The organism is Streptosporangium sp. NPDC087985 (assembly GCF_044741965.1).
In the GTDB taxonomy this organism is placed as follows: domain Bacteria; phylum Actinomycetota; class Actinomycetes; order Streptosporangiales; family Streptosporangiaceae; genus Streptosporangium.
The window spans coordinates 84,766-104,697 of the sequence record NZ_JBIUTQ010000007.1; the positions used below are offsets into that span (position 1 = coordinate 84,766).

The window sequence follows — 19,932 nt, forward strand, 5'->3', positions numbered from 1 at the left end:
ATCCGGCCTCGTTACCTGTCACTGAATGTCATTGATGCCTGTGCAGCCCTCTTCTCTCTCCCAGACCCCCCTCGCCACTCCCGCGGGCTTCCTGCGCCCGGCAGCCGGGGAGACGGCCGAGCTGTCCTGGACCGGTCAGGGATGGCTGGCGGACGGCGAGCCGCTCGGCGACCGCCCGGACGCCGCCCAGGTCGCCCGCCTGAGGCCGCTGCGGGGCCTGACCGTCCGTTTTCCCTCCGCAGAGGTTCCGATCGGCGCGATCACCGGCCTGGCCGCGGCCGGGGTGCCGCTGCACGCCGCCGGCTCGCCGGACTGGGCGGAACCCGAGCTGGCCCGCCTGCTCGCGGCCTGGACGCCCGAGGAGGGCGACGGCGGGCCCCGGTCGGTGACCGCCCTGCGCAGGGAGGAGCACAGTGTGCGGCTACGCCGCCACGGGCTGCGGAACCGGGCAGGGACGGTCACGCCCAAGGTCAGCGTCGTCATGTCCAGCATGCGACCGCACCTGCTGGGCTCGGCGCTCGCGCAGATCGCCCGGCAGCGGCGGGTGGAGGTGGAGGTCCTGCTGGCCCTGCACGGCGTCCCCGCCGATCACGGGGCGGTACGGCGGGCCCTGGAGGAGTGCGGCCTGCCGATCACGGTGGTCGAGGCCGGCGCGGAGGTCCCCTTCGGGGAGGTCCTCAACATGGCCGCGTCCCGGGCGGCCGGCGACCACATCGCCAAGTGGGACGACGACGACTGGTACGGCCCCGAGCACCTGGCCGACCTTCTCCTCGCGAGGTCCTACTCCGGCGCGGACATCGTGGGCACCGCGGCCGAGTTCTTCTACCTGGAGCCTCTGAACGTCACGATCCGCCGTACCGACTACACCAGCGAGGTCTGGTCCGATCACGTGGCCGGCGGCACGATCCTGCTCGACAGAGCCAGGTTCGCCGAACTCGGCGGGTTCCCCGCGCTGCCACGCGGGGTGGACGCCGGACTCCTGAAGGCCGCCCACGCCGCCGGGGCGCGCATCTACCGCACCCACGGCCTCGGCTACGTGCTGCGGCGTTCGGTGAGCACCGAGCACACCTGGCGGCTCTCGCTCGCCCATTTCCTACGTGTCGCGTCAAACCAGTGGCGTGGCTTCCGCCCAAGCCTGATTCTGGAAACGCCATGACAGCAAGGATCGTCGGCAACAACTACCGGTGCCTCATCCCTCCCGAGCTCGGAGCCTGGACGCCGTCGCTGCGGGTCAGCGTGGTCGTGCCCGCCTACGGTGACCAGGACAAGCTCGACCTGGCGCTCGCCGGACTGGCCGGCCAGACCTACCCCGCCGGCCTGACCGAGGTCATCGTGGTGGACAACGGCAGCGAGCCGCCGCTGCGCCTGCCCGAGATCCGGCCCGCGGACACCCGGCTCATCGGCTGCCCCACCCCGGGCCGGGCCCACGCCCGCAACGCCGGCCTCCGGGCCGCCACCGGCGACGTGATCCACTGGCTGGACTCCGACGTGGTCCTGGACCGCCGGTCGGTCGAGGCGCACATGCGCTGGCACCACGCGGCGCCGTACCTCGTGGTGGCCGGCTACCTGCGCTTCACTCCGGCAGAGCTGCCCGATCCCAGGGTGGTGGCCGGCGCCGACGACCTGGCCGAGCTCTTCGAGCCCGCCGAGCCGCACGCATGGCTGCTGGACCTGATCGAGCGGACCGGCGGTCTCACCGACAACCCGCACCGCGCGTTCAGTCTCCACGTGGGCGGCGCCACCTCGGTCAATGCCGCGCTGCTGGCCCAGGCCGGGCCGATGGACACCGAGCTCATCCTCGGCCAGGACACCGAGATGGGCTACCGGCTCGCCCAGGCGGGCGCGGTCTTCGTGCCCGAGCCGCTGGCCCGCGCCTTCCACCTGGGCCCGACCATGCGGATGCGCGACAAGGCGCCGATCGACCGGGTCAGTCACGCGTTCGTGGCCGACAGGATCCCGTCCTACCGCTGGCTCCGCTCCCACCCGGCCCGGCAGTGGAAGGTGCCCTACCTGGAGGTGGTCGTCGAGCCCGCCGGGCAGCCGGGCGGGGAAGGCGAGCGCGGTCCTGGTTACGGAGAGGTCCGCGCCACCGTGGACGCCGTCCTCGCGGGCACGCTGCCCGATGTCGTGGTCACCGTCGTCGGCCCCTGGGACCACATCGCGGCCGAGGGCCGCGCGCCGCTGAAGAACCCGGACCTGGACCTGGCGCTGATCCGCGGACACTACGCCCATGAGGCCCGGGTGAGGTTCACGCTCGGCTCCCCCCGCGTGGCGCGGACGGCTCCGCCGTACCCGGTGCCGGAGGAGACGCGGCCGGAGGCCGGGATGGCCGTGCCGTACCGGCTGAGGCTGCCCGCCGGGTGGGTGCCGGAGGAGGACAGCCTCGCGCGGCTGCTCGACCTTGCCGGGGACGAGGGGTACGGCCTGGTCTCGGTGCTGCTGGCGGAGAACTCGGACCGGGGGATCGTCACGGCCAGGCTGGAGCGCACCGCCGCGTTCGCCCGTGCCGCGATCGTCGTCCGGGAGGGCGAGGATCTGGACGACGCCGTGGACGACACCTTCGGGGTGCTCTGGGTGGACGGCGAGACCTACGGCTTCCTGCCCGAGGCCCAGCCGATCACCGGCCGTCGCGGCGCGTACGAGGCCAGGGCCGAGGTGGCCCGCCTCACCAAGGAGGCCGAACGGCTCCGCGGTGAGGTGACCAGGTGGCGGGCTGAGGCGGGCCGCTGGCGGGATGAGGCGGGCCGCTGGCGCAAGAGCGCGGTCGCGCTGCGGCGCGAGGTCGGCGGCCTGCGCAAGGAACTGGCCGCCGTCAGGAAGCTCCTGCGGTCCGGCCTGCTCTCCTCGGTCAAGCGGGCGCTCACCCGCCGCAGGTAACGGCTCCGGCCCCCAGAAAGGGACACAGGAGCCGGTGTGCCCTCCGCGACGGGGAACCGGCTCAGTCCGGTTGGACCGTGGAACGCAGTCTGTTGATCCAGGACTTCGGCTTGGCCGGGGGCGCCGCAGGCTCTCTGTCACCAGGCGTGGACGTGGCCCGAGGGGCGGCCGCCGGGGCATCACCTGGCGGCGCGGTCCGGACCGGAGAGGCGGCCTTCACCGGCCAGAACTCCGCCCGGTCGCCGTGCCGTACGCCATGGGTGGCCCTGATCGAGGCGGCGACGTCGTCGGCGTCCAGCAGTCTCGCCCGGCCCAGGGCCTCCGCCCGCTCCAGCGTTGCCGAGCCGTCGTCGCCGAGGTCGACGACGAGCATGCCGGACCGGTCGTCCTGCACCGCGGCGATCATCCGCTCCAGCGAGTCATGCCCCAGCGGCACCGAGACCGGGCCCGTGTAGCGGAACGGGGTCGGCGCGGGGGTCGGGGAGACCTCGTCGGCCAGCCGTACCCGCTGATCGTGGGCGAAGTGCTCGCGTAGCAGCCGCAGCTCGAAGAAGGGGTCGTCGAGCACCGGGCGGCGGCCTTCGGGCAGCTTCGACCAGGGGGCGACCAGGGTGACCAGCACGTCGGTCACCGACCCTTCGAGGGCCGCGCTCACCGTCCCCCGCACCTGCTCCTGGCCGGTGTCGGCGTCGATGTGGAGCACGACCTCCACGTACGGCACCAGCCACCGCCGGCCCCGATCCTTGCGCAGGTCGCGACGGAGCGGCACGCGATGGGCGAAATAAGGGGCGACCGCGCGGACCGCCCGCTGCTGGTTGCGGCGCTGCGTGGGGAGCCCCAGGTGCACGGCCTCGGCCGCCATGTCGGGGATGAAGACCACGCCGTGCGTGGCCAGCCGGTAGGCGAACTCGGTGTCGGAGCCCCTGAGCACGTCCGGGTCGACCCCGCCCACGGCATGGAAGATCTCCCGCCGCATCGACAGCGTCGGCCCGGTGCACACGTGGTAGGGGTTGCGGCTGGTCCGCAGGCCGTCGGTGCGGAAGATCGTCTGCTCGGTGGAGCTGGACAGCGCCTCCGACAGGTCGAAGACGGCCTCCAGCGAGCCGGTGCGCAGGCTGGCGTTCAGCGCGGCGGGGGAGAGCGCCGGCTCCTCGATGAACTTCTTCGCGCCGATGGTGACCAGGTAGTCGGTCAGGTGGTGCCAGCGGGCCAGTGCCTCGATGTGCTCGCGGCAGACGACCATGTCGGCGTCCAGGCGCTGGATGATCTCGCCTCCGGCGACGGCGGCTCCGGTGTTGACCGCGTGCGCGATGCCCCAGCCTCCGGGGGCGGCCGGCACGATCCTGGTGTCCGGTGGGGAGATCTCCGGCAGCCGCAGCGGCGGGTCGCTGCCGTCGTCGACCACGATCACCTCCATGAGGTGGCCGGGGTAGCTCTGCGCGGCCAGGGCCGCGAGGACAAGGTCGAGGCGGTGCTGGCTGCCGTGCGCGGGGATGATCACGCTGACCGAGAGCGCCGGATCCCATTCGCCGAGCGCGGGCGGGGCCAGGGGTGAGTAGTCGTTGTGCCGGATCAGGGGCAGGTCGGCCGCTGCGCCATCCGTCATTATGTGATACCCCTCGTCCGCGCTACCGCTTGTCAAGCCGCGTCAACCCTACCCGGACTTGCTGGGGTTTTTCTGTGGAAATCAGACCAGACCTGTCCACCTGATGGACAGCGAATCTCGCTGTGGAAGTCGTTGCCCGTAGACTCGTTGCCTAACACCGCAGCTAGCAGGTTAGGGCGCGCATGGTGTATTCCTGCGCGGGAGGAGCAATCATGACCAGGGCGTGGCGTGGCCTCATCGAGGAGTACCGTGACCGACTTCCGGTGACCACGGCGACGCCCGTCGTCACGCTCCTGGAGGGGGGCACACCGCTCGTGCCGGCGCACCGGGTCTCGGCGCTGACCGGCTGCGACGTCTATCTCAAGGTCGAGGGCGCCAACCCGACCGGCAGCTTCAAGGACCGCGGCATGACCATGGCCATCAGCAAGGCGGTCGAGGACGGCGCGAAAGCCGTCATCTGCGCCTCCACCGGTAACACCAGCGCCTCTGCGGCCGCCTACGCGGTCCGCGCGGGCATCACCTGCGCCGTGCTGGTGCCCCGCGGCAAGATCGCGATGGGCAAGCTGGCCCAGGCGCTGGTCCACGGGGCCACGCTGCTCCAGGTCGAGGGTTCCTTCGACGACTGCCTGGAGATGACCAGGAAGCTGTCGGACAACTACCCCATCGCGCTGGTCAACTCGGTGAACCCGTTCCGGCTCCAGGGTCAGAAGACCGCGGCCTTCGAGATCGTGGACGCGCTCGGCGACGCACCCGACATCCACTGCATCCCGGTCGGCAACGCGGGCAACATCTCGGCCTACTGGATGGGCTACACCGAGTACGCCCGGGACGGCGTCGCCGCCCGGACACCCCGCATGTTCGGTTTCCAGGCCAGCGGTGCCGCGCCGATCGTCAACGGCGCGCCGGTGACCCACCCGCACACCATCGCCACCGCGATCCGCATCGGCAACCCCGCCTCATGGCAGCTCGCCGAGGCCGCCCGCGACGAGTCCGGCGGCGTCATCCAGGCCGTCACCGACCGCCAGATCGCCGCCGCCTACAAGCTGCTGGCCCAGGAGGAGGGCGTGTTCGTCGAACTCGCCTCCGCCGCCGCCGTGGCGGGCCTCCTCCAGGCCCATGAGCAGGGCCTCGTCGAGCCCGGCCGGCGTGTCGTCTGCACGGTTACCGGAAACGGGCTCAAGGATCCCGACTGGGCCATCTCCGGCGCGCCCACGCCGGTGACGGTCCCCATCGACGTCCGCGCCGCGGCCGCGGCCCTCGGACTCGAATAGATTTCCAGGCCCCTGACGGTCCCGGCCTGCGGGACGCGTCCAGTGGCCGCCCGGGCACCCCACCGAACAAGGTAGATAGGAGGAGGGGCTCCCTCCCCATGGCTAAGCCAGGGGCTCGCGCCCCAGAATCTCGATGATCGACACCAGCAAGGTCGTCGTCCGGGTCCCGGCGACGTCCGCCAACCTCGGCCCCGGGTTCGACACGCTGGGACTGGCCCTCGGTCTCTGTGACGAGATCGAGGTCAGCCTGGTGGACCCCTCCGGAAGTCCCCACCCCCGGAGCGTCGTCATAGAAGTCGAGGGCGAGGGGGAGGGCGAGCTCGACCTGGACGAGAGCCACCTCATCGTGAAGACGATGCGGACGACCTTCGACCGGATGGGAGCCCCGCAGCCGCGAGGCATCCGGCTGCACTGCCTCAACCGCATCCCGCACGCGCGAGGTCTCGGATCTTCCTCCGCGGCGATCTGCGCGGGGATCCTCGCCGCCCGCGCACTGGCCGGCATGCCGTATCCGGCCGTGCCGGGCCCGGACGGTGCCGTCTCCGGCCATCCGCAGCCGAGGCCCTTTACCGACGACGACGTCTTCGCGCTGGCCACCGAGATCGAGGGGCATCCGGACAATGTGGCGCCGTGTCTCGCGGGTGGGCTGACCATCTCCTGGATGGACCAGTTGGATACACCGCATATGGTGAAACTGATTCCACATGCCGATATTCGGCCCGTGGCCATCATCCCCAGGCACCGGCTCTCCACGGAGGTCGCACGGGGGCTGCTCCCCAGGGAGGTGCCCCACGCCGACGCGTCCGTGAACGCCGGGCGGGCCGCGCTGCTTGTCGCGGTACTGACCGGACGGCCGGAGCGGGAACTGCTGCTGGCCGCCACCGAAGATCGGTTGCATCAGAACTACCGCGCGCCTGCGATGCCGCAGAGTGCGGATCTGGTACAACGTCTGCGCGGGATCGGCGTCCCTACAGTTGTTTCGGGAGCAGGTCCCACAATTCTTGCGTTTTCGACTGTGGATACGCAGGATTTGATCGCACCAGAAGTGGGTACTGATTGGCACATCCAGCCACTGGATGTCGAAACCCGCGGTGCGTGCGTTGTCTCCTCCGAGACACGCTGATACCTCTTCGACCTTCAGGGAATAGCTGTGTGCGCTGGTGATGTTAGGCTGATAGCCGCACCAGGTGCCCCCTTGTTGGGTGCGTGCTTGTCAGCCACGCATCGCTGCATCGTGTCTCGCTCCGTGAGGCACGAGTGCCGCAGTGGCCTCCCCGAATCCGTCCCCTCCGAATGCTCCACATTCGGTTGGGGCAACGAGAGGCGGCGTTTGAGGGGACATGCGCGTTCGAACTACCTCGACACCTGGTTGCCGGTAGCAATCCGGGGGGTGTCTTCCAGGCCCCACCGTCGACGAACCTCGATGGTGACGGCATGGATGTGCCCTTCTCCAACAGTGGCGACGGCCCGCGAGGACCGTCGAGGATCGCAACGTGCAACCCGGCCCGGTCTGTCCCACTGGGCCGATCGCACCACCGGGACGATTGGCTGATCATGGCCACGCCCGACCCCTGGGAAGGACCCATTAGTGAGCGACACCACCGAACTCCTCTCCGACACCGCCGGCACAACGCCGACGGTCGGCGACACCCCCACCCGCGCCGCGGCCAGGCCGCGCCGTCGCTCCGGCACCGGCCTGTCCGCCATGGTGCTGCCCGAGCTGCAGGCCATTGCCTCCGGGCTTGGCATCAGCGGGACCGGGCGGATGCGCAAGAGCCAGCTCATCGCGGCCATCCAGGAGAAGCAGGGCGTGTCAAGTGAGAGCGCCCCTGCTCCCGCCGCCGTCAAGGAGGCTCCGGCAGCGCCGGCGGCCCAGGCGGCCCCGCCCCTCGCGGCCGAGCCGGTCGCCGAGCGTCCGGCCCGCAGCCGCAGGGAACGTTCCCGTCCCGCAGCCGCCGAGCCCGTGACCGAGCAGGCGCCCTCGGCGCCCGAGCCCGTGGCCGTGGCCGCTCCCGTTGTGGAGCAGCAGGCCGACGCCGGTCAGCCCGACAGCCGCGCCGAGCGCGGTGAGAGCCGTCGCGAGCGCGGTGACCGCCGTAGCCGCAACACCGACCGCGGCGAGCGTACAGGCGACCGCCGCGAGCGTGGCGACAGCCGTACCGACCAGCGCGCCGCCGACGCGGGCCAGAACCGCGGCGAGCGTGCAGGCGACCGCAACGACCGCAACGACCGCGGTGAGCGCGGCGAGCGCGGCGAGCGCGGCGAGCGCGTCAACGACCGTGGCGACCGCAGTGACCGCAGTGACCGCAGTGACCGCGGCGACCGCGGTGACCGCGGCCCGCAGAACCGGGGCCCGCAGGACCGGGGCGACCAGCACGGTATGGGCGACGACGATGACCGCCGTGGCCGCCGTGGCCGGTTCCGGGAGCGCAACCGTCGCGGCCGTGACCGCTTCGACAGCAACGAGCCCGTGGTCGCCGACGACGACGTCCTGATCCCGATCGCCGGCATCCTGGACATCCTCGACAACTACGCCTTCGTTCGGACCAGTGGCTACCTGCCGGGTTCCAACGACGTCTACGTCTCGCTGGCCCAGATCCGCCGCAACGGCCTGCGCAAGGGTGACGTCGTCACCGGCGCCGTCCGCCAGCCCCGCGACGGTGAGCGCCGCGAGAAGTTCAACGCGCTCGTCCGCCTCGACACGGTCAACGGCATGGACCCGGAGCAGGCGAGGCAGCGGCCCGACTTCAACAAGCTCGTCCCGCTCTACCCGCAGGAGCGGCTCCGCCTGGAGACCGAGCCGAACGTCCTGACCACCCGGATCATCGACCTGGTGGCGCCGATCGGTAAGGGCCAGCGTGGCCTCATCGTCTCCCCGCCCAAGGCCGGCAAGACGATGGTGCTCCAGTCGATCGCCAACGCGATCACCCGCAACAACCCCGAGTGCCACCTGATGGTCGTCCTGGTCGACGAGCGTCCGGAAGAGGTCACCGACATGCAGCGGTCGGTGAAGGGCGAGGTCATCCACTCGACCTTCGACCGCCCCGCCGAGGACCACACCACGGTCGCCGAACTCGCCATCGAGCGGGCCAAGCGTCTGGTGGAGCTGGGCCACGACGTCGTCGTGCTGCTCGACTCGATCACCCGTCTGGGCAGGGCCTACAACCTGGCGGCTCCGGCCTCCGGCCGTATCCTGTCCGGTGGTGTCGACTCGACCGCGCTCTACCCGCCGAAGCGCTTCTTCGGCGCCGCGCGCAACATCGAGAACGGCGGCTCGCTGACGATCCTCGCCACCGCGCTGGTCGAGACCGGCTCCAAGATGGACGAGGTCATCTTCGAGGAGTTCAAGGGCACAGGAAACCTGGAGCTCAAGCTCAACCGCTCGCTCGCCGACAAGCGGATCTTCCCCGCGGTGGACGTCGACGCGTCCGGCACCCGTAAGGAAGAGATCCTTATGTCGAAGGACGAGCTGCAGATCACCTGGAAACTGCGGCGCGTGCTACACGCCCTGGACATGCAGCAGGCTCTGGAGCTTCTCCTGGAGAAGATGAGGGAGACCAAGTCCAACGCGGAGTTCCTCCTCCAGGTTCAGAAGACAACGGTCAGTTCCGACCGCGACTGATCACCTGGTTGTACGGCTCACGCCCCGGCCCATCGGCCGGGGCGTCTGTCGTCCCCGGGCTCTTGCGCGACCGTCCTCCCCGGGATATCCATACCTCAGGACGCCCGACCGTTCCGTTCCACCGCGTCCTGGGCTCCGGCATGCCTGACCGACCTGGCACGGCGCCCCGGGTGCGGACCGTGATCGCAGCGCGTTGAGCCGGAGGGGGGCTCATGACGGCCGAGACGGCAGTCGGCCGACGGGTGGCGCGCCCGCCACTGCGTCGGCGTGTGCCGCTGGGGCCCAACGGGCCGCTGGGCATGCTCGTCGACCCGATGACCTGGCGTGCCGTGCCGTACATGCTGGTGAGCATGTTCTACGGCATCGCCTGCTTCACCTTCCTGGCGTCGGCGATCCCGATCTCGCTCGCCCTGGTGATCGTGTGGGTGGGGGTGCCCCTGCTCGCGCTGACCATGTTCGTCTGGCGCGGCGCGGCGATGCTGGAGCGCAGGCTGCTCCGGCTGGCCTTCGGCGTCAGGATCCGCGACCCCTACCGCCCCTTTCAGGGTAAGAACCTGTTCCTGCACTGGAAGGACGTGCTCGTCGATCCGGCGACCTGGAAAGACCTTCTGTACGTGCTCCTGTTGCTGCCGATCGGGACCGTGGAGTTCATCGTCTCGATGGTCCTGTGGTGCCTGGCGTTCGGCCTGATCGTCGCCCCCGCGTCCCTGTTGCTCGGTGGCGGTCCGCTGTCGATCACCGACGGGCTGCTGATCGACACCGTGCCGAAGGCGCTGATCTGTCTGCCCATCGGGCTGGGGGTCTTCTTCGTCGCGATCTACGCGACGCGGGGGATGGCCTGGCTGCACATGCTGCTCGGTGTCGCACTGCTGGGCACGGGGGAGAAGAGCCTGCTGGCGGCCCGGGCAGCCCACCTGCGGGCCAGCCGGGCGCGTGGGGTCGACGCGGCCGAGGCGGAACGGCGCAGGATCGAGCGCGACCTGCACGACGGCGCCCAGCAGCGGCTGCTCGCCGTCGCCATGGACCTGGGCCGGGCTCAGGCCAAGATGGACTCCGACCCCCAGGCAGTCCGAGAGCTCCTCGCCCAGGCCCATGCCGGTACCAAGGCGGCCATCGCCGAACTGCGTGACCTCGCGAGGGGCATCCACCCGGCGATCCTCACCGACCGGGGACTGGGTGCGGCGCTCTCCTCGCTCGCGGCCCGGGCACCCGTACGGGTGGACCTGTCGGTGGAGATCTCCCACCGCCCTCCGGCAGCGGTGGAGAGCATCGCGTACTTCATCGTGGCCGAGTCCCTGACGAACCTGGCCAAGCACTCCGAGGCGACCGAGGCATCCATCCGGGTCAGCCGCCAGGACCAGCGGGTGGTCGTCGAGGTGTACGACAACGGGGTCGGCGCCGCGGTGCCGAGCGTGGGAGGAGGCCTGGCGGGCCTGGCGGACCGGGCCGCGACCATCGACGGCACCCTGAACGTGGACAGCCCGCCCGGCGGCCCCACGCTGATCCGCGCCGAACTGCCCTGCGAGTGGTGAACACTTGAGCCCATGCGGGTGGTGATCGCCGAAGACTCGGTGCTGTTACGTGAGGGGCTGGCCCGGCTGCTGGCCGACGGCGGGATCGAGACGGTCGGGGTGGCGGGAGATGGCCCCGGACTGGTGACCGCGGTGGCCGAGCACGGTCCCGACCTGGCCATCGTGGACGTGCGGATGCCACCGAGCCACACCGACGAGGGGTTGCGTGCCGCCCTGGAGGTCAGGTCGCGGCGGCCGGGCCTGCCGATCCTGGTGCTGTCGCAGTACGTCGAGCAGCAGTACGCCACCGAGCTGATCGGCGGGGGAGCGGCGGCGGTCGGTTACCTGCTCAAGGAGCGGATCGCCGACGTGGCGGAGTTCCTCGACGCGGTGCGCCGGGTGGCGTCAGGGGGGACGGTCATCGACCCCGAGGTGATCGCGCAGCTTCTGAGCCGCCACCGCCGGGACGATCCGCTGGACTCCCTGACCGCCAGGGAACGGGAGGTCCTGGCCCTGATGGCCGAAGGCCGCTCCAACGCGGCGGTCGCCGCGCGCCTGGCCGTCACCGATGGCGCGGTGGAGAAGCACATCTCCGGCATCTTCGCCAAGCTGGGCCTCGAACCCGCCTCCGACACCCATCGCCGGGTCCTGGCCGTGCTCGCCTACCTGGGGAGTTGAGAGCGCCCGGCGCCGGAAGCCCTTGTTGCGGGGCCGGAGGCGACCGGGCTCCCTCCCTCGTCCGGCTCCTGCCAAGGTGAAGGCTGGGTAAAGCCATGACTGGGCCACCGGGGCTAGGTGGGCCGCCGTTCCCCGGCTATGGGCCCAGGTCGTGCGGGCGGGGAATGTCTTGTGGCCTGGGATGGTTGGAGCATCTGGCACACTGGTAGCCGAACCGTAGCGGTTCCGGTTCCCGCCCGCGCGCACCTCAGTGTGCACACCGCGCGCAAGCCTGACAGGCGAGAGACAGTGGCGACCCGGCGACCGCGCTTTGGAGAGGAACTGAAGCCATGAAGCCCGACATTCACCCGGAATACCTGACCACCGAGGTGACCTGCACCTGTGGTAACACCTTCACCACTCGTAGCACCGCCAAGAACGGCGTGATCCACGCCGACGTGTGCTCCGCCTGCCACCCGTTCTACACGGGCAAGCAGAAGATCCTGGACACCGGCGGCCGGGTGGCGCGCTTCGAGAAGCGCTTCGGCAAGAAGACCGCGGGCCAGTAGCCCCCACTCGACGCCGGCCCGGAACCACCCCCCCGTGTTCTACGAGGGGTGCGCCTGGGTCGGCGTTCGTGGTGATGAGGCAGGTTCCGTAGGTTTCAGGAAGGACGCACGGTGAATCTCGACGAGCTGCTCAGTGAGTACGCCGAGCTGGAACTCAAGCTCGCCGACCCCGCCGTGCACGCCCACCCGACGCAGGCACGTAACTTCGGCAGGCGCTACGCCGAGCTGACCCCGATCATCACCACCCATCGGGAGCTCGAAGGGGTCCAGAACGACCTGGCCACGGCCAGGGAGCTGGCGCCCGAGGACGAGGCCTTCGCCGAGGAGGCCAGAGAGCTCGAGCGCCGCGTCCCCGAGCTGGAGGACAAGCTCAGACACCTGCTCATCCCGCGTGATCCCAACGATGACAAGGACATCATCATGGAGATCAAGGCGGGCGAAGGCGGTGAGGAGTCGGCGCTGTTCGCCGGTGACCTCCTGAGGATGTACCTGCGGTATGCCGAGCGGGTGGGCTGGAAGACCGAACTCATCGACGCCACCCACTCCGACCTGGGCGGCTACAAGGACGTCACGGTCGCGCTGAAGGCCAGGGGCGACGACGGCGTCTGGTCGAAGCTGAAGTTCGAGGGCGGAGTGCACCGCGTTCAGCGGGTGCCGGTCACCGAGTCGCAGGGCCGCATCCACACCAGCGCCGCGGGCGTCCTGGTCTATCCGGAGGCTGAGGAGGTCGACGTCCAGATCGACCCGAACGACCTCCGTATCGACGTCTACCGGTCCAGCGGTCCCGGAGGCCAGAGCGTCAACACGACCGACTCGGCCGTGCGGATCACGCACATCCCGACCGGCGTGGTCGCCTCCTGCCAGAACGAGAAGAGTCAGCTCCAGAACAAGGAGTCGGCCATGCGCATCCTGCGGGCCCGCCTGCAGGCCATCGCCGAGGAGGAGGCCAACGCCGCCGCGATGGCCGAGCGCAAGTCCCAGATCCGGACGGTCGACCGCTCCGAACGCATCCGTACCTACAACTTCCCCGAGAACCGCATCTCCGACCATCGTGTCGGCTTCAAGGCCTACAACCTTGATCAGGTGCTGGACGGCGACCTCACGGCCGTCATCCAGTCCCTGCTCGACGCCGAGATGGCGGAGAAACTCGCCGCCCACTCATAGAACGCGCCCATGACCTTTCTGCTGGACGAGATCGCCCTCGCCACCGCCCGGCTCGCCGAGGCAGGTGTGCCGTCGCCACGCACCGACGCCGAGGAGATCGCCGCGTTTGTCCATGGTGTACGGCGCAGCGAGCTGCACACCGTGACGGACGCGGACTTCGACGCGCTGTTCTGGGAGGGTGTCGCCCGGCGTGAGGCCCGCGAACCGCTCCAGCACATCACCGGGCGTGCCTACTTCCGTTATCTGTCCCTGGAGGTCGGGCCCGGCGTGTTCGTGCCACGGCCGGAGACCGAGGTCGTGTCGGGGTGGGCCATCGAGCGGCTGCGGGAGATGGACGTCGCCTCTCCGGTCGTCGTGGACCTCGGCACCGGCTCCGGCGCCATCGCGCTGTCCATCGCCCAGGAGGTCGCGCTGGCCACGGTGCACGCGGTCGAGGTCGACCCCGACGCCTACCGCTGGGCCAAGCGCAACATCCTGGAGCACGGTCAGGGCCGGGTCCATCTGCACCCGGAGGACCTGGCCGACGCCCTGTCCGAGCTGGACGGCCGGGTGGACCTGGTCATCTCCAATCCGCCCTACATCCCGCCCGGCGCGATCCCCCGTGATCCCGAGGTGCGTGACTACGACCCGCACCGGGCGCTGTACGGCTCCGGCAGCGACGGCCTCGACGAGGTCAGAGCGGTGGAACGGACCGCCAGGCGGCTGTTGCGCGCCGGAGGGTTCGTCGCCGTGGAGCACGCCGACGAGCAGGGCACCCCGGTTTATCTCATCTTCTCCGAGGAGAACGGCTGGCGCGACGTCCGCAGCCGCCAGGACCTCACCCGCAGAGACCGCTTCGTCACCGCCCGATTCGGCCAGGAATAGGATGGCACGCGTGAGTCGACGTTATGACTGCACAGACGCTGAGCAGCGAGCCGCCGGGTTGACCGACGCCGCGTCAACCGTACGGCGGGGCGAGCTGGTGGTGCTCCCGACCGACACCGTCTACGGAATAGGCGCCGACGCCTTCACGCCGGCCGCCGTCACCTCGCTGATCGTGGCCAAAGGGCGTGGCCGGGACATGCCGGTGCCCGTGCTGGTCGGCACCGTGCGCGCCGCCGGCGCCCTCGTGGAGAACTTGGGCCCGTACGGTCAGGACCTCATCGACTCCTTCTGGCCTGGCCCGCTCACGCTGATCTGCCGCGCGAACCGGTCGCTGTCGTGGGACCTGGGTGACACCAAGGGCACCGTCGCCCTCCGGATGCCGCTGCACCCGATCACCCTGGAGCTGCTCAAGGAGACCGGCCCGATGGCCGTGTCCAGCGCCAACCGCTCCGGTGCCCCTGCCGCCACCACGGCGGCGGACGCCGAAAAGCAGCTGGGTGACTCGGTCGCGGTCTACCTCGACGGTGGCCCGTGCGCCGACAACGTTCCCTCGACGATCCTCGATCTGACCACGGCGGTGCCCAGGCTGCTGCGCCGTGGAGCCATCCCGGTGGAGAAGCTGCGCGGCATCATCGGCTACGTGGCGACGGACGCGGGTCCGGAGTCCGACGACTGAGCGGTGGATCATGGCTTAGGCCATGATCCATGCTGTCTGATTATCCCCGTGACGCGAGGCGGTCTCCCCGGTACCGTAAAGTCCGCCGACACTTCCGGGAGACCTCCATGGGCAAGTTCGACGGAATGGACCCCAAACTGGTCCGTGATCTGCTGTCCGAGGTAAAACAGGCGTCCGCGCAGATGCGGGAGGTCGAGGCCCAGGTCACCCAGCTGATGAGCCGGGCGGGTCTCTCCTCGCACTCCTCCCACCGTCCGTCGCGGATCGCCGACGCGTGCGACGTGATGGTCCGCGATGTCACCGGCCGTGTGACGCTGCTGGAGAAGAAGATCAAGCACGAGGTGAGGCCTCCGGCCGAGCCGCAGGCGGGGGGGCCGAAGGCCGAGGACCCGAAGGTGGATTCCGGGTCGCATGGTAAGTCTGATGCGAAGGTGGATTCCGGGTCGCATGGTAAGTCTGATGCGAAGGTGGATTCCGGGTCGCATGGTAAGTCTGATGCGAAGGTGGATTCCGGATCGCACGCCAGACCGGATTCAGTCGCGGACACCAGATCGGACGCCAAGCCGGACACCGGTTCCAAGGGCGACGAGACATCTCCCCGTGACAGGGGCTCCACCCCCGACGCGCCCCAGGACAACCCCGCGCCCCGCAACGAGAGCGTCTCCGGTGGCGATCCGGACCCCAAGGGGGATACCGGCTCCAAGGGCGACGAGCGCTCGCCCAGGGGCGGCGGCAACACCGCCGGCATCGAGATCCTGGACACCTGGCAGAAGGACCACCCCGACGACATCGACCAGCGTGGCGACATGAAGCCGAGGGTCGTGGCGGTGGACGGGGTGAGGGTGTTGCAGATCCCGCTCGACTCGCCCACGGCGGCGGAGGTCACCGAACTGCTGAAGAAGATCGAGGGCATCCCGCCGCTGGACACGCCCGCGACCGGCGGCGTCTCCGACCTCGCGGGCCTGCCGTCCGGTCAGATCGAGCCGGCTCAGGCACCGACGTGGACCGACTCCGGAATCTCCATCCCCGACACGGTCGAGCCCGTCCCCGACCAGACGATCCAGCCGCCGGGCACGGGAGGGGAGACGGACATCCCCTCAACCGGCACTCTCCCTGAGAGCGGTGAGACGCGGCACTCCGAGGCGACGGTCGGGAAGTCGGCCGCGTGGTGGGCGGACGACGGCACCGAAGCGGTCTCGGTCCGGACGGCCTCTCCGGACATGGACGCGGCTAAGACGCTCACCGGCAACGCGCGCGGCATCGAGCCGATGGATATGCCCGGCGTGTGGGTGTCTGACGGGGAGACATGGGGCGAGGGTGTGTGGACGCCCCTGGACATCGAGCCCGGCGGTCAGGCGGCCGACGTGGATCCGGGAGACCCGCTGCGGCCGATTCCGCCACCCGGTGGACAGCCGGGCGGGCAGTGAGCGTGAGGAGTATGTGATGTTCGTGGATCCGCCCGCACCGCAGCCGCTGCAGCAGGGGGAGATGCCGCCCACTCCGGCGAGCACCGCTCTGCCGTCTCCGGACAGGGCCACGGCATGGGAGTTCAACCCCGACTACCAGAGGCTGGTCACCACCTGGCAGCAGGTGCTCCCCATGCTCGACGCCCTGGCCGCCAGTATGGAAAAAGCCTATGCGCGGGCCACGGACAGAGAAGTGTGGGACGCCCCGGTGTCGGGGCGTTACGTGGAGGAGATGGCCCAGTGGCGCACCGGCCTCCGCCTCTACCGGCAGGCGATTCTGACCTCGATCAACGAACAGGAGCAAAGGACCGAGAGATGGGTGCCCGTGAACGCCGGGGCCCCGCACGCATTCTCGTGACGACGCGCCCCTGACTTCGGAAAACCGGGGCGGCCGGGCTTACAGTGGGGTGAGTCGTCGTCCCCGGGATGTGAGCCATGGGCGCAGAACCGTACTACGGGCCCGACTTCGGGCTGCTGCAGAGGCAGGACCCAGAGGTCGCACGCATGCTCCTCGACGAGCTCGATCGGCTCCGCGGCGGCATCCAGCTCATCGCGAGCGAGAACTTCGCCTCGCCCGCCGTGCTCGCCACGCTCGGATCGACGCTCACCAACAAGTACGCCGAGGGATATCCCGGCCGGCGCTACTACGCGGGTTGCGAGGTCGTCGACCGGGCCGAAGAGCTCGCGATCGACCGCGCCAGACAGTTGTTCGGCGCCGACCACGTCAACGTCCAGCCCCACTCGGGCGCCTCGGCCAACCTGGCCGCCTATGCCGCGCTGCTCCAGCCCGGTGACACGGTGCTGGCCATGGCGCTGTCCCACGGCGGCCATCTCACCCACGGCTCCAAGGTCAACTTTTCCGGCCGGTGGTTCGACGTCGTCGCGTACGGCGTGCGCAGGGACACCGAGCTGATCGACTACGACGAGGTCAGGGAGCTGGCGCTCCGGCACCAGCCCAAGATGATCATCTGTGGCGCCACGGCCTACCCACGCGAGATCGATTTCGCCGCATTCCGGGGGATCGCGGACGAGGTCGGTGCCTGGCTGCTCGCCGACGTCGCCCACACCATCGGCCTGATGGCGGGGAAGGCGATGCCTTCCGCCGTGCCGTACGCCGACGTGGTCACCTTCACCACGCACAAGGCGCTGCGTGGCCCGAGAGGCGGCGCCATCATGTGCACGCAGGAGCTGGCGGCCAGGATCGACCGGGCGGTCTTCCCGTTCACTCAGGGAGGTCCGCTCATGCACGCGGTGGCTGCCAAGGCGGTGGCGTTCGGTGAGGCACTCCAGCCGGAGTTCGCCGACTACGCGCATCAGGTGGTGGCCAACGCCCAGGTGCTGGCCGCCGCGCTGGCCGCGGAGGGCATGCGGCCCGTCTCGGGAGGCACCGACAGCCATCTGGCCCTGATCGACCTACGGGACATCGGGATCTCCGGTGCGGTGGCCGAGCAGCGGTGCACCGCAGCGGGGATCACCCTGAACCGCAACGCGATCCCCTACGATCCCGAGCCCCCCACGGTGACGTCCGGCATCCGGGTGGGCACCCCCTGCGTCACGACCCAGGGGATGGGGCCCGAGCAGATGAAGGAGGTCGCCTCGATGGTGGCCCAGGTCATCCGCAACCCTGACACGATGGGTGAAATCAGGGAGCGGGTGGCGGCGCTGACAGAGATCCATCAGATTTATCCCAGCGAACTATGAGCTGTTCTGTGTCGTTTTCCGGTCACAGTTGGCCGGACTATCCGCGAAACTAGGTCCGTGCGCGAATATCTACTCATGGCGCTGATGGCGGCGGCGGTGACCTATCTGCTGGTCCCGTTGGTCCGCGTGTTCGCCATCCGCATCGGTGCGATGCCAGAGGTCCGTGACCGTGACGTGCACACCATCCCGACGCCCAGACTCGGTGGTCTGGCCATGTACGGCGGGCTCGTCGCCGGCCTGCTGATCGCCAGCCAGCTGCCCTACACGGGGAGCAAGCTGGCCGAGGGTAAGACCGTGATCGCGCTGATCGCAGCGGGCGCCCTGATCACCCTGACGGGCTTCCTGGACGACTGGTGGGGCATGGACGCCCTCATCAAGCTCGCCGGGCAGATCGGCGCCGCGGGCGTGCTCGTCGCCTTCGACGTCAGCCTGCCGTGGCTCCCCCTGCCCACCGCGCTGGGCGGCCAGGTCATCCTCGACTCCACGCTGAGCCCGCTGCTCACGATCCTGATCGTGGTCGTCATGATCAACGCGGTGAACTTCGTCGACGGGTTGGACGGCCTGGCCGCCGGGATCGTCGGCATCGCGGCCATGGCCACCTGGACCTACTCCATCGTCCTGTCCAAGGACTACTCCGACACCAGTATAAATGCCACGGCGGCGATCGCCTCGGTGCTCATCGGCATGTGCCTCGGCTTCCTGCCGCACAACTTCCACCCGGCCAAGATCTTCATGGGGGACACCGGGGCGATGCTGCTGGGCCTGGTCCTCGCGTCCACGATGATCACCATTACGCCGCTCGACTCGACCAGCATCAACCGCTTCCCGGTGATCCTCCCGCTGCTGGTGCCGATCGCCATCCTGGTGCTGCCGCTGCTCGACCTGATCATGGCGGTGATCCGGCGCACCTCCAACGGCCTGTCGCCGTTCGCGCCCGACCGGGGGCATCTGCATCACCGGCTGATGGACATCGGTCACTCGCACCGGAGCAGCGTGCTGATCATGTATACCTGGACGTTCCTGTTCGCCTTCGCGGTCGTGGCGATGTCCGTCGAGGGTGTGCCGCTCATCCTGTTCCCGCTCACCGTGCTGCTGGCCGTCGGGGTGCTGGTGATGATGGCGCTGCCGCGCTGGCGGGCGCGGAGGGGCGGTAGCGGTGGCGGTGGCGGTGGTGGTGGGACCCGCGCCGCGGGACGTCAGGTTCACCCTGACGGAGGCCCGGTTCAGGAGCGGGCCCGTCAGTTCCCGCCGGAGACGGGTGGCCCCTGGCCGGCCCCCGGCGGCGACGACAGGGCGGGACTGTCCGTGCCGCCGGACATGTCACTCACCGCTCCCCGTCCGGGCTTCCCAACCTCTGAGACGCCGCGCTGAACGCGCTCCGGAAAACCCCTTGATCCTTTACTTGAAACGGCAGGTAAAGGCGTCCTTCCGTGAGCTTGTGATAGCTTTCACTAGCAGTCGCTCAACAGGATGAGCCCTGCGAGGTAGCAATCGCTCGCTTGATGGAAGTTACTTGGAGTGCCGATGCAGGCCAACGACGTACGCCTTCTGAAAGGGGCTGCTCTACCCACGCTGCTGGTGGGCGTGGTCGTGGTCGTCATCGCCGCCTTGGTGGCCGGAGGCAAGGGAGCGCTCGGCGCGGCGATCGGGACACTGGTCGTCTGTGTCTTCTTCACCCTCGGCATCGTCGCGATCTCCTACGCCAGCCGGGTCTCCCCCATGGCGATGATGACCGCGGCAGTCGTGGGCTATGCGGTGAAAATCCTGCTCGTCATGGCCTTGCTGAAAGCGTTCGAGAACGTCACCGTGTTCGAGCCCAAGGCGTTCGGCTGGGGGGCCGTCGCGTCCACCGTGGCCTGGACCGTCGGTGAGATGCGCGGGTTCATGAAGCTCAAGATGCTCTACGTGAACCCGGACGGCGAAACTCCCGGGTCTGGGTGATTCCCGA

The 19,932-nt window shown here is 69.7% G+C and carries 17 protein-coding genes; 16 read left to right on the plus strand and 1 reads right to left on the minus strand.

Going from position 1 to position 19,932, the window contains the following annotated elements; all coding sequences use genetic code 11:
* The first annotated feature begins 34 nt into the window (after positions 1-34).
* Both ACIN94_RS16515 and ACIN94_RS16520 read left to right on the plus strand, forming a co-directional pair.
* Positions 35-1,156, plus strand: coding sequence for a glycosyltransferase family 2 protein (locus ACIN94_RS16515; protein WP_400706108.1), 1,122 nt, complete (start codon positions 35-37; stop codon positions 1,154-1,156).
* The gene (locus ACIN94_RS16520; protein WP_400706111.1) at positions 1,153-2,877 is read left to right on the plus strand and encodes a glycosyltransferase; all 1,725 of its coding nucleotides are present in this window, start codon (positions 1,153-1,155) and stop codon (positions 2,875-2,877) included. The genes ACIN94_RS16515 and ACIN94_RS16520 overlap by 4 nt, the downstream gene beginning before the upstream one ends.
* Before the next feature lie 61 nt (positions 2,878-2,938).
* On the opposite strand, the gene ACIN94_RS16525 is transcribed toward ACIN94_RS16520, so the two are convergent.
* Positions 2,939-4,483, minus strand: a complete 1,545-nt coding sequence (locus ACIN94_RS16525) for a glycosyltransferase (protein ID WP_400706114.1) — start codon at positions 4,481-4,483, stop codon at positions 2,939-2,941.
* Positions 4,484-4,695: 212 nt separating this feature from the next.
* Here ACIN94_RS16525 and thrC point away from each other — a divergent pair, with 212 nt between their 5' ends.
* From thrC to ACIN94_RS16595, 14 genes are all read left to right on the plus strand, one after another.
* Positions 4,696-5,754: a threonine synthase gene (thrC, locus tag ACIN94_RS16530; RefSeq protein WP_400706117.1), complete on the plus strand. Its 1,059-nt coding sequence runs from the start codon at positions 4,696-4,698 to the stop codon at positions 5,752-5,754.
* A 133-nt stretch (positions 5,755-5,887) separates the two neighbouring features.
* Complete coding sequence (locus ACIN94_RS16535) at positions 5,888-6,877, plus strand: homoserine kinase (protein WP_400706120.1); 990 nt, start codon at positions 5,888-5,890, stop codon at positions 6,875-6,877.
* 465 nt (positions 6,878-7,342) lie between these two features.
* On the plus strand, positions 7,343-9,376 hold the full coding sequence (rho, locus tag ACIN94_RS16540; RefSeq protein WP_400706123.1) for a transcription termination factor Rho: 2,034 nt from the start codon (positions 7,343-7,345) through the stop codon (positions 9,374-9,376).
* Between the two features lie 212 nt (positions 9,377-9,588).
* Positions 9,589-10,908, plus strand: a complete 1,320-nt coding sequence (locus ACIN94_RS16545) for a sensor histidine kinase (protein ID WP_400706126.1) — start codon at positions 9,589-9,591, stop codon at positions 10,906-10,908.
* A gap of 12 nt (positions 10,909-10,920) precedes the next feature.
* Positions 10,921-11,565 carry a response regulator gene (locus tag ACIN94_RS16550; protein ID WP_400706129.1) on the plus strand — a complete coding sequence of 215 codons (645 nt, stop codon included), beginning with the start codon at positions 10,921-10,923 and terminating at the stop codon, positions 11,563-11,565.
* A 329-nt stretch (positions 11,566-11,894) separates the two neighbouring features.
* Positions 11,895-12,113 carry a 50S ribosomal protein L31 gene (rpmE, locus tag ACIN94_RS16555; protein ID WP_400706132.1) on the plus strand — a complete coding sequence of 73 codons (219 nt, stop codon included), beginning with the start codon at positions 11,895-11,897 and terminating at the stop codon, positions 12,111-12,113.
* Between the two features lie 111 nt (positions 12,114-12,224).
* Positions 12,225-13,277, plus strand: coding sequence for a peptide chain release factor 1 (gene prfA, locus ACIN94_RS16560; RefSeq protein ID WP_400706135.1), 1,053 nt, complete (start codon positions 12,225-12,227; stop codon positions 13,275-13,277).
* Positions 13,278-13,286: 9 nt separating this feature from the next.
* Positions 13,287-14,141, plus strand: coding sequence for a peptide chain release factor N(5)-glutamine methyltransferase (gene prmC, locus ACIN94_RS16565; protein ID WP_400706138.1), 855 nt, complete (start codon positions 13,287-13,289; stop codon positions 14,139-14,141).
* 1 nt (position 14,142) lies between these two features.
* Positions 14,143-14,817: an L-threonylcarbamoyladenylate synthase gene (locus tag ACIN94_RS16570; protein WP_400706141.1), complete on the plus strand. Its 675-nt coding sequence runs from the start codon at positions 14,143-14,145 to the stop codon at positions 14,815-14,817.
* Between the two features lie 107 nt (positions 14,818-14,924).
* On the plus strand, positions 14,925-16,244 hold the full coding sequence (locus ACIN94_RS16575; RefSeq protein WP_400706144.1) for a hypothetical protein: 1,320 nt from the start codon (positions 14,925-14,927) through the stop codon (positions 16,242-16,244).
* Positions 16,245-16,260: 16 nt separating this feature from the next.
* On the plus strand, positions 16,261-16,641 hold the full coding sequence (locus ACIN94_RS16580) for a hypothetical protein (RefSeq protein WP_400706147.1): 381 nt from the start codon (positions 16,261-16,263) through the stop codon (positions 16,639-16,641).
* A gap of 77 nt (positions 16,642-16,718) precedes the next feature.
* Complete coding sequence (glyA, locus tag ACIN94_RS16585) at positions 16,719-17,984, plus strand: serine hydroxymethyltransferase (protein ID WP_400706150.1); 1,266 nt, start codon at positions 16,719-16,721, stop codon at positions 17,982-17,984.
* Between the two features lie 57 nt (positions 17,985-18,041).
* Entirely contained in the window at positions 18,042-19,355 is a 1,314-nt protein-coding gene (locus ACIN94_RS16590; protein ID WP_400706153.1) for a glycosyltransferase family 4 protein, read from the plus strand.
* A 153-nt stretch (positions 19,356-19,508) separates the two neighbouring features.
* A complete protein-coding gene (locus tag ACIN94_RS16595) occupies positions 19,509-19,925 on the plus strand; it encodes a hypothetical protein (protein WP_400706156.1) in 417 nt (138 codons plus the stop codon).
* Positions 19,926-19,932: the final 7 nt, after the last annotated feature.

Excerpts from the sequence above, each read along its gene's own strand:
- ACIN94_RS16515 (WP_400706108.1), top strand. The coding sequence starts at position 35 with ATGCCTGTGCAGCCCTCTTCTCTCTCCCAGACCCCCCTCGCCACTCCC.
- ACIN94_RS16520 (WP_400706111.1), top strand. The coding sequence starts at position 1,153 with ATGACAGCAAGGATCGTCGGCAACAACTACCGGTGCCTCATCCCTCCC.
- ACIN94_RS16525 (WP_400706114.1), bottom strand. The coding sequence starts at position 4,483 with ATGACGGATGGCGCAGCGGCCGACCTGCCCCTGATCCGGCACAACGAC.
- thrC (WP_400706117.1), top strand. The coding sequence starts at position 4,696 with ATGACCAGGGCGTGGCGTGGCCTCATCGAGGAGTACCGTGACCGACTT.
- ACIN94_RS16535 (WP_400706120.1), top strand. The coding sequence starts at position 5,888 with ATGATCGACACCAGCAAGGTCGTCGTCCGGGTCCCGGCGACGTCCGCC.
- ACIN94_RS16545 (WP_400706126.1), top strand. The coding sequence starts at position 9,589 with ATGACGGCCGAGACGGCAGTCGGCCGACGGGTGGCGCGCCCGCCACTG.
- ACIN94_RS16550 (WP_400706129.1), top strand. The coding sequence starts at position 10,921 with ATGCGGGTGGTGATCGCCGAAGACTCGGTGCTGTTACGTGAGGGGCTG.
- rpmE (WP_400706132.1), top strand. The coding sequence starts at position 11,895 with ATGAAGCCCGACATTCACCCGGAATACCTGACCACCGAGGTGACCTGC.
- prmC (WP_400706138.1), top strand. The coding sequence starts at position 13,287 with ATGACCTTTCTGCTGGACGAGATCGCCCTCGCCACCGCCCGGCTCGCC.
- ACIN94_RS16570 (WP_400706141.1), top strand. The coding sequence starts at position 14,143 with ATGGCACGCGTGAGTCGACGTTATGACTGCACAGACGCTGAGCAGCGA.
- ACIN94_RS16575 (WP_400706144.1), top strand. The coding sequence starts at position 14,925 with ATGGGCAAGTTCGACGGAATGGACCCCAAACTGGTCCGTGATCTGCTG.
- ACIN94_RS16580 (WP_400706147.1), top strand. The coding sequence starts at position 16,261 with ATGTTCGTGGATCCGCCCGCACCGCAGCCGCTGCAGCAGGGGGAGATG.
- glyA (WP_400706150.1), top strand. The coding sequence starts at position 16,719 with ATGGGCGCAGAACCGTACTACGGGCCCGACTTCGGGCTGCTGCAGAGG.
- ACIN94_RS16595 (WP_400706156.1), top strand. The coding sequence starts at position 19,509 with ATGCAGGCCAACGACGTACGCCTTCTGAAAGGGGCTGCTCTACCCACG.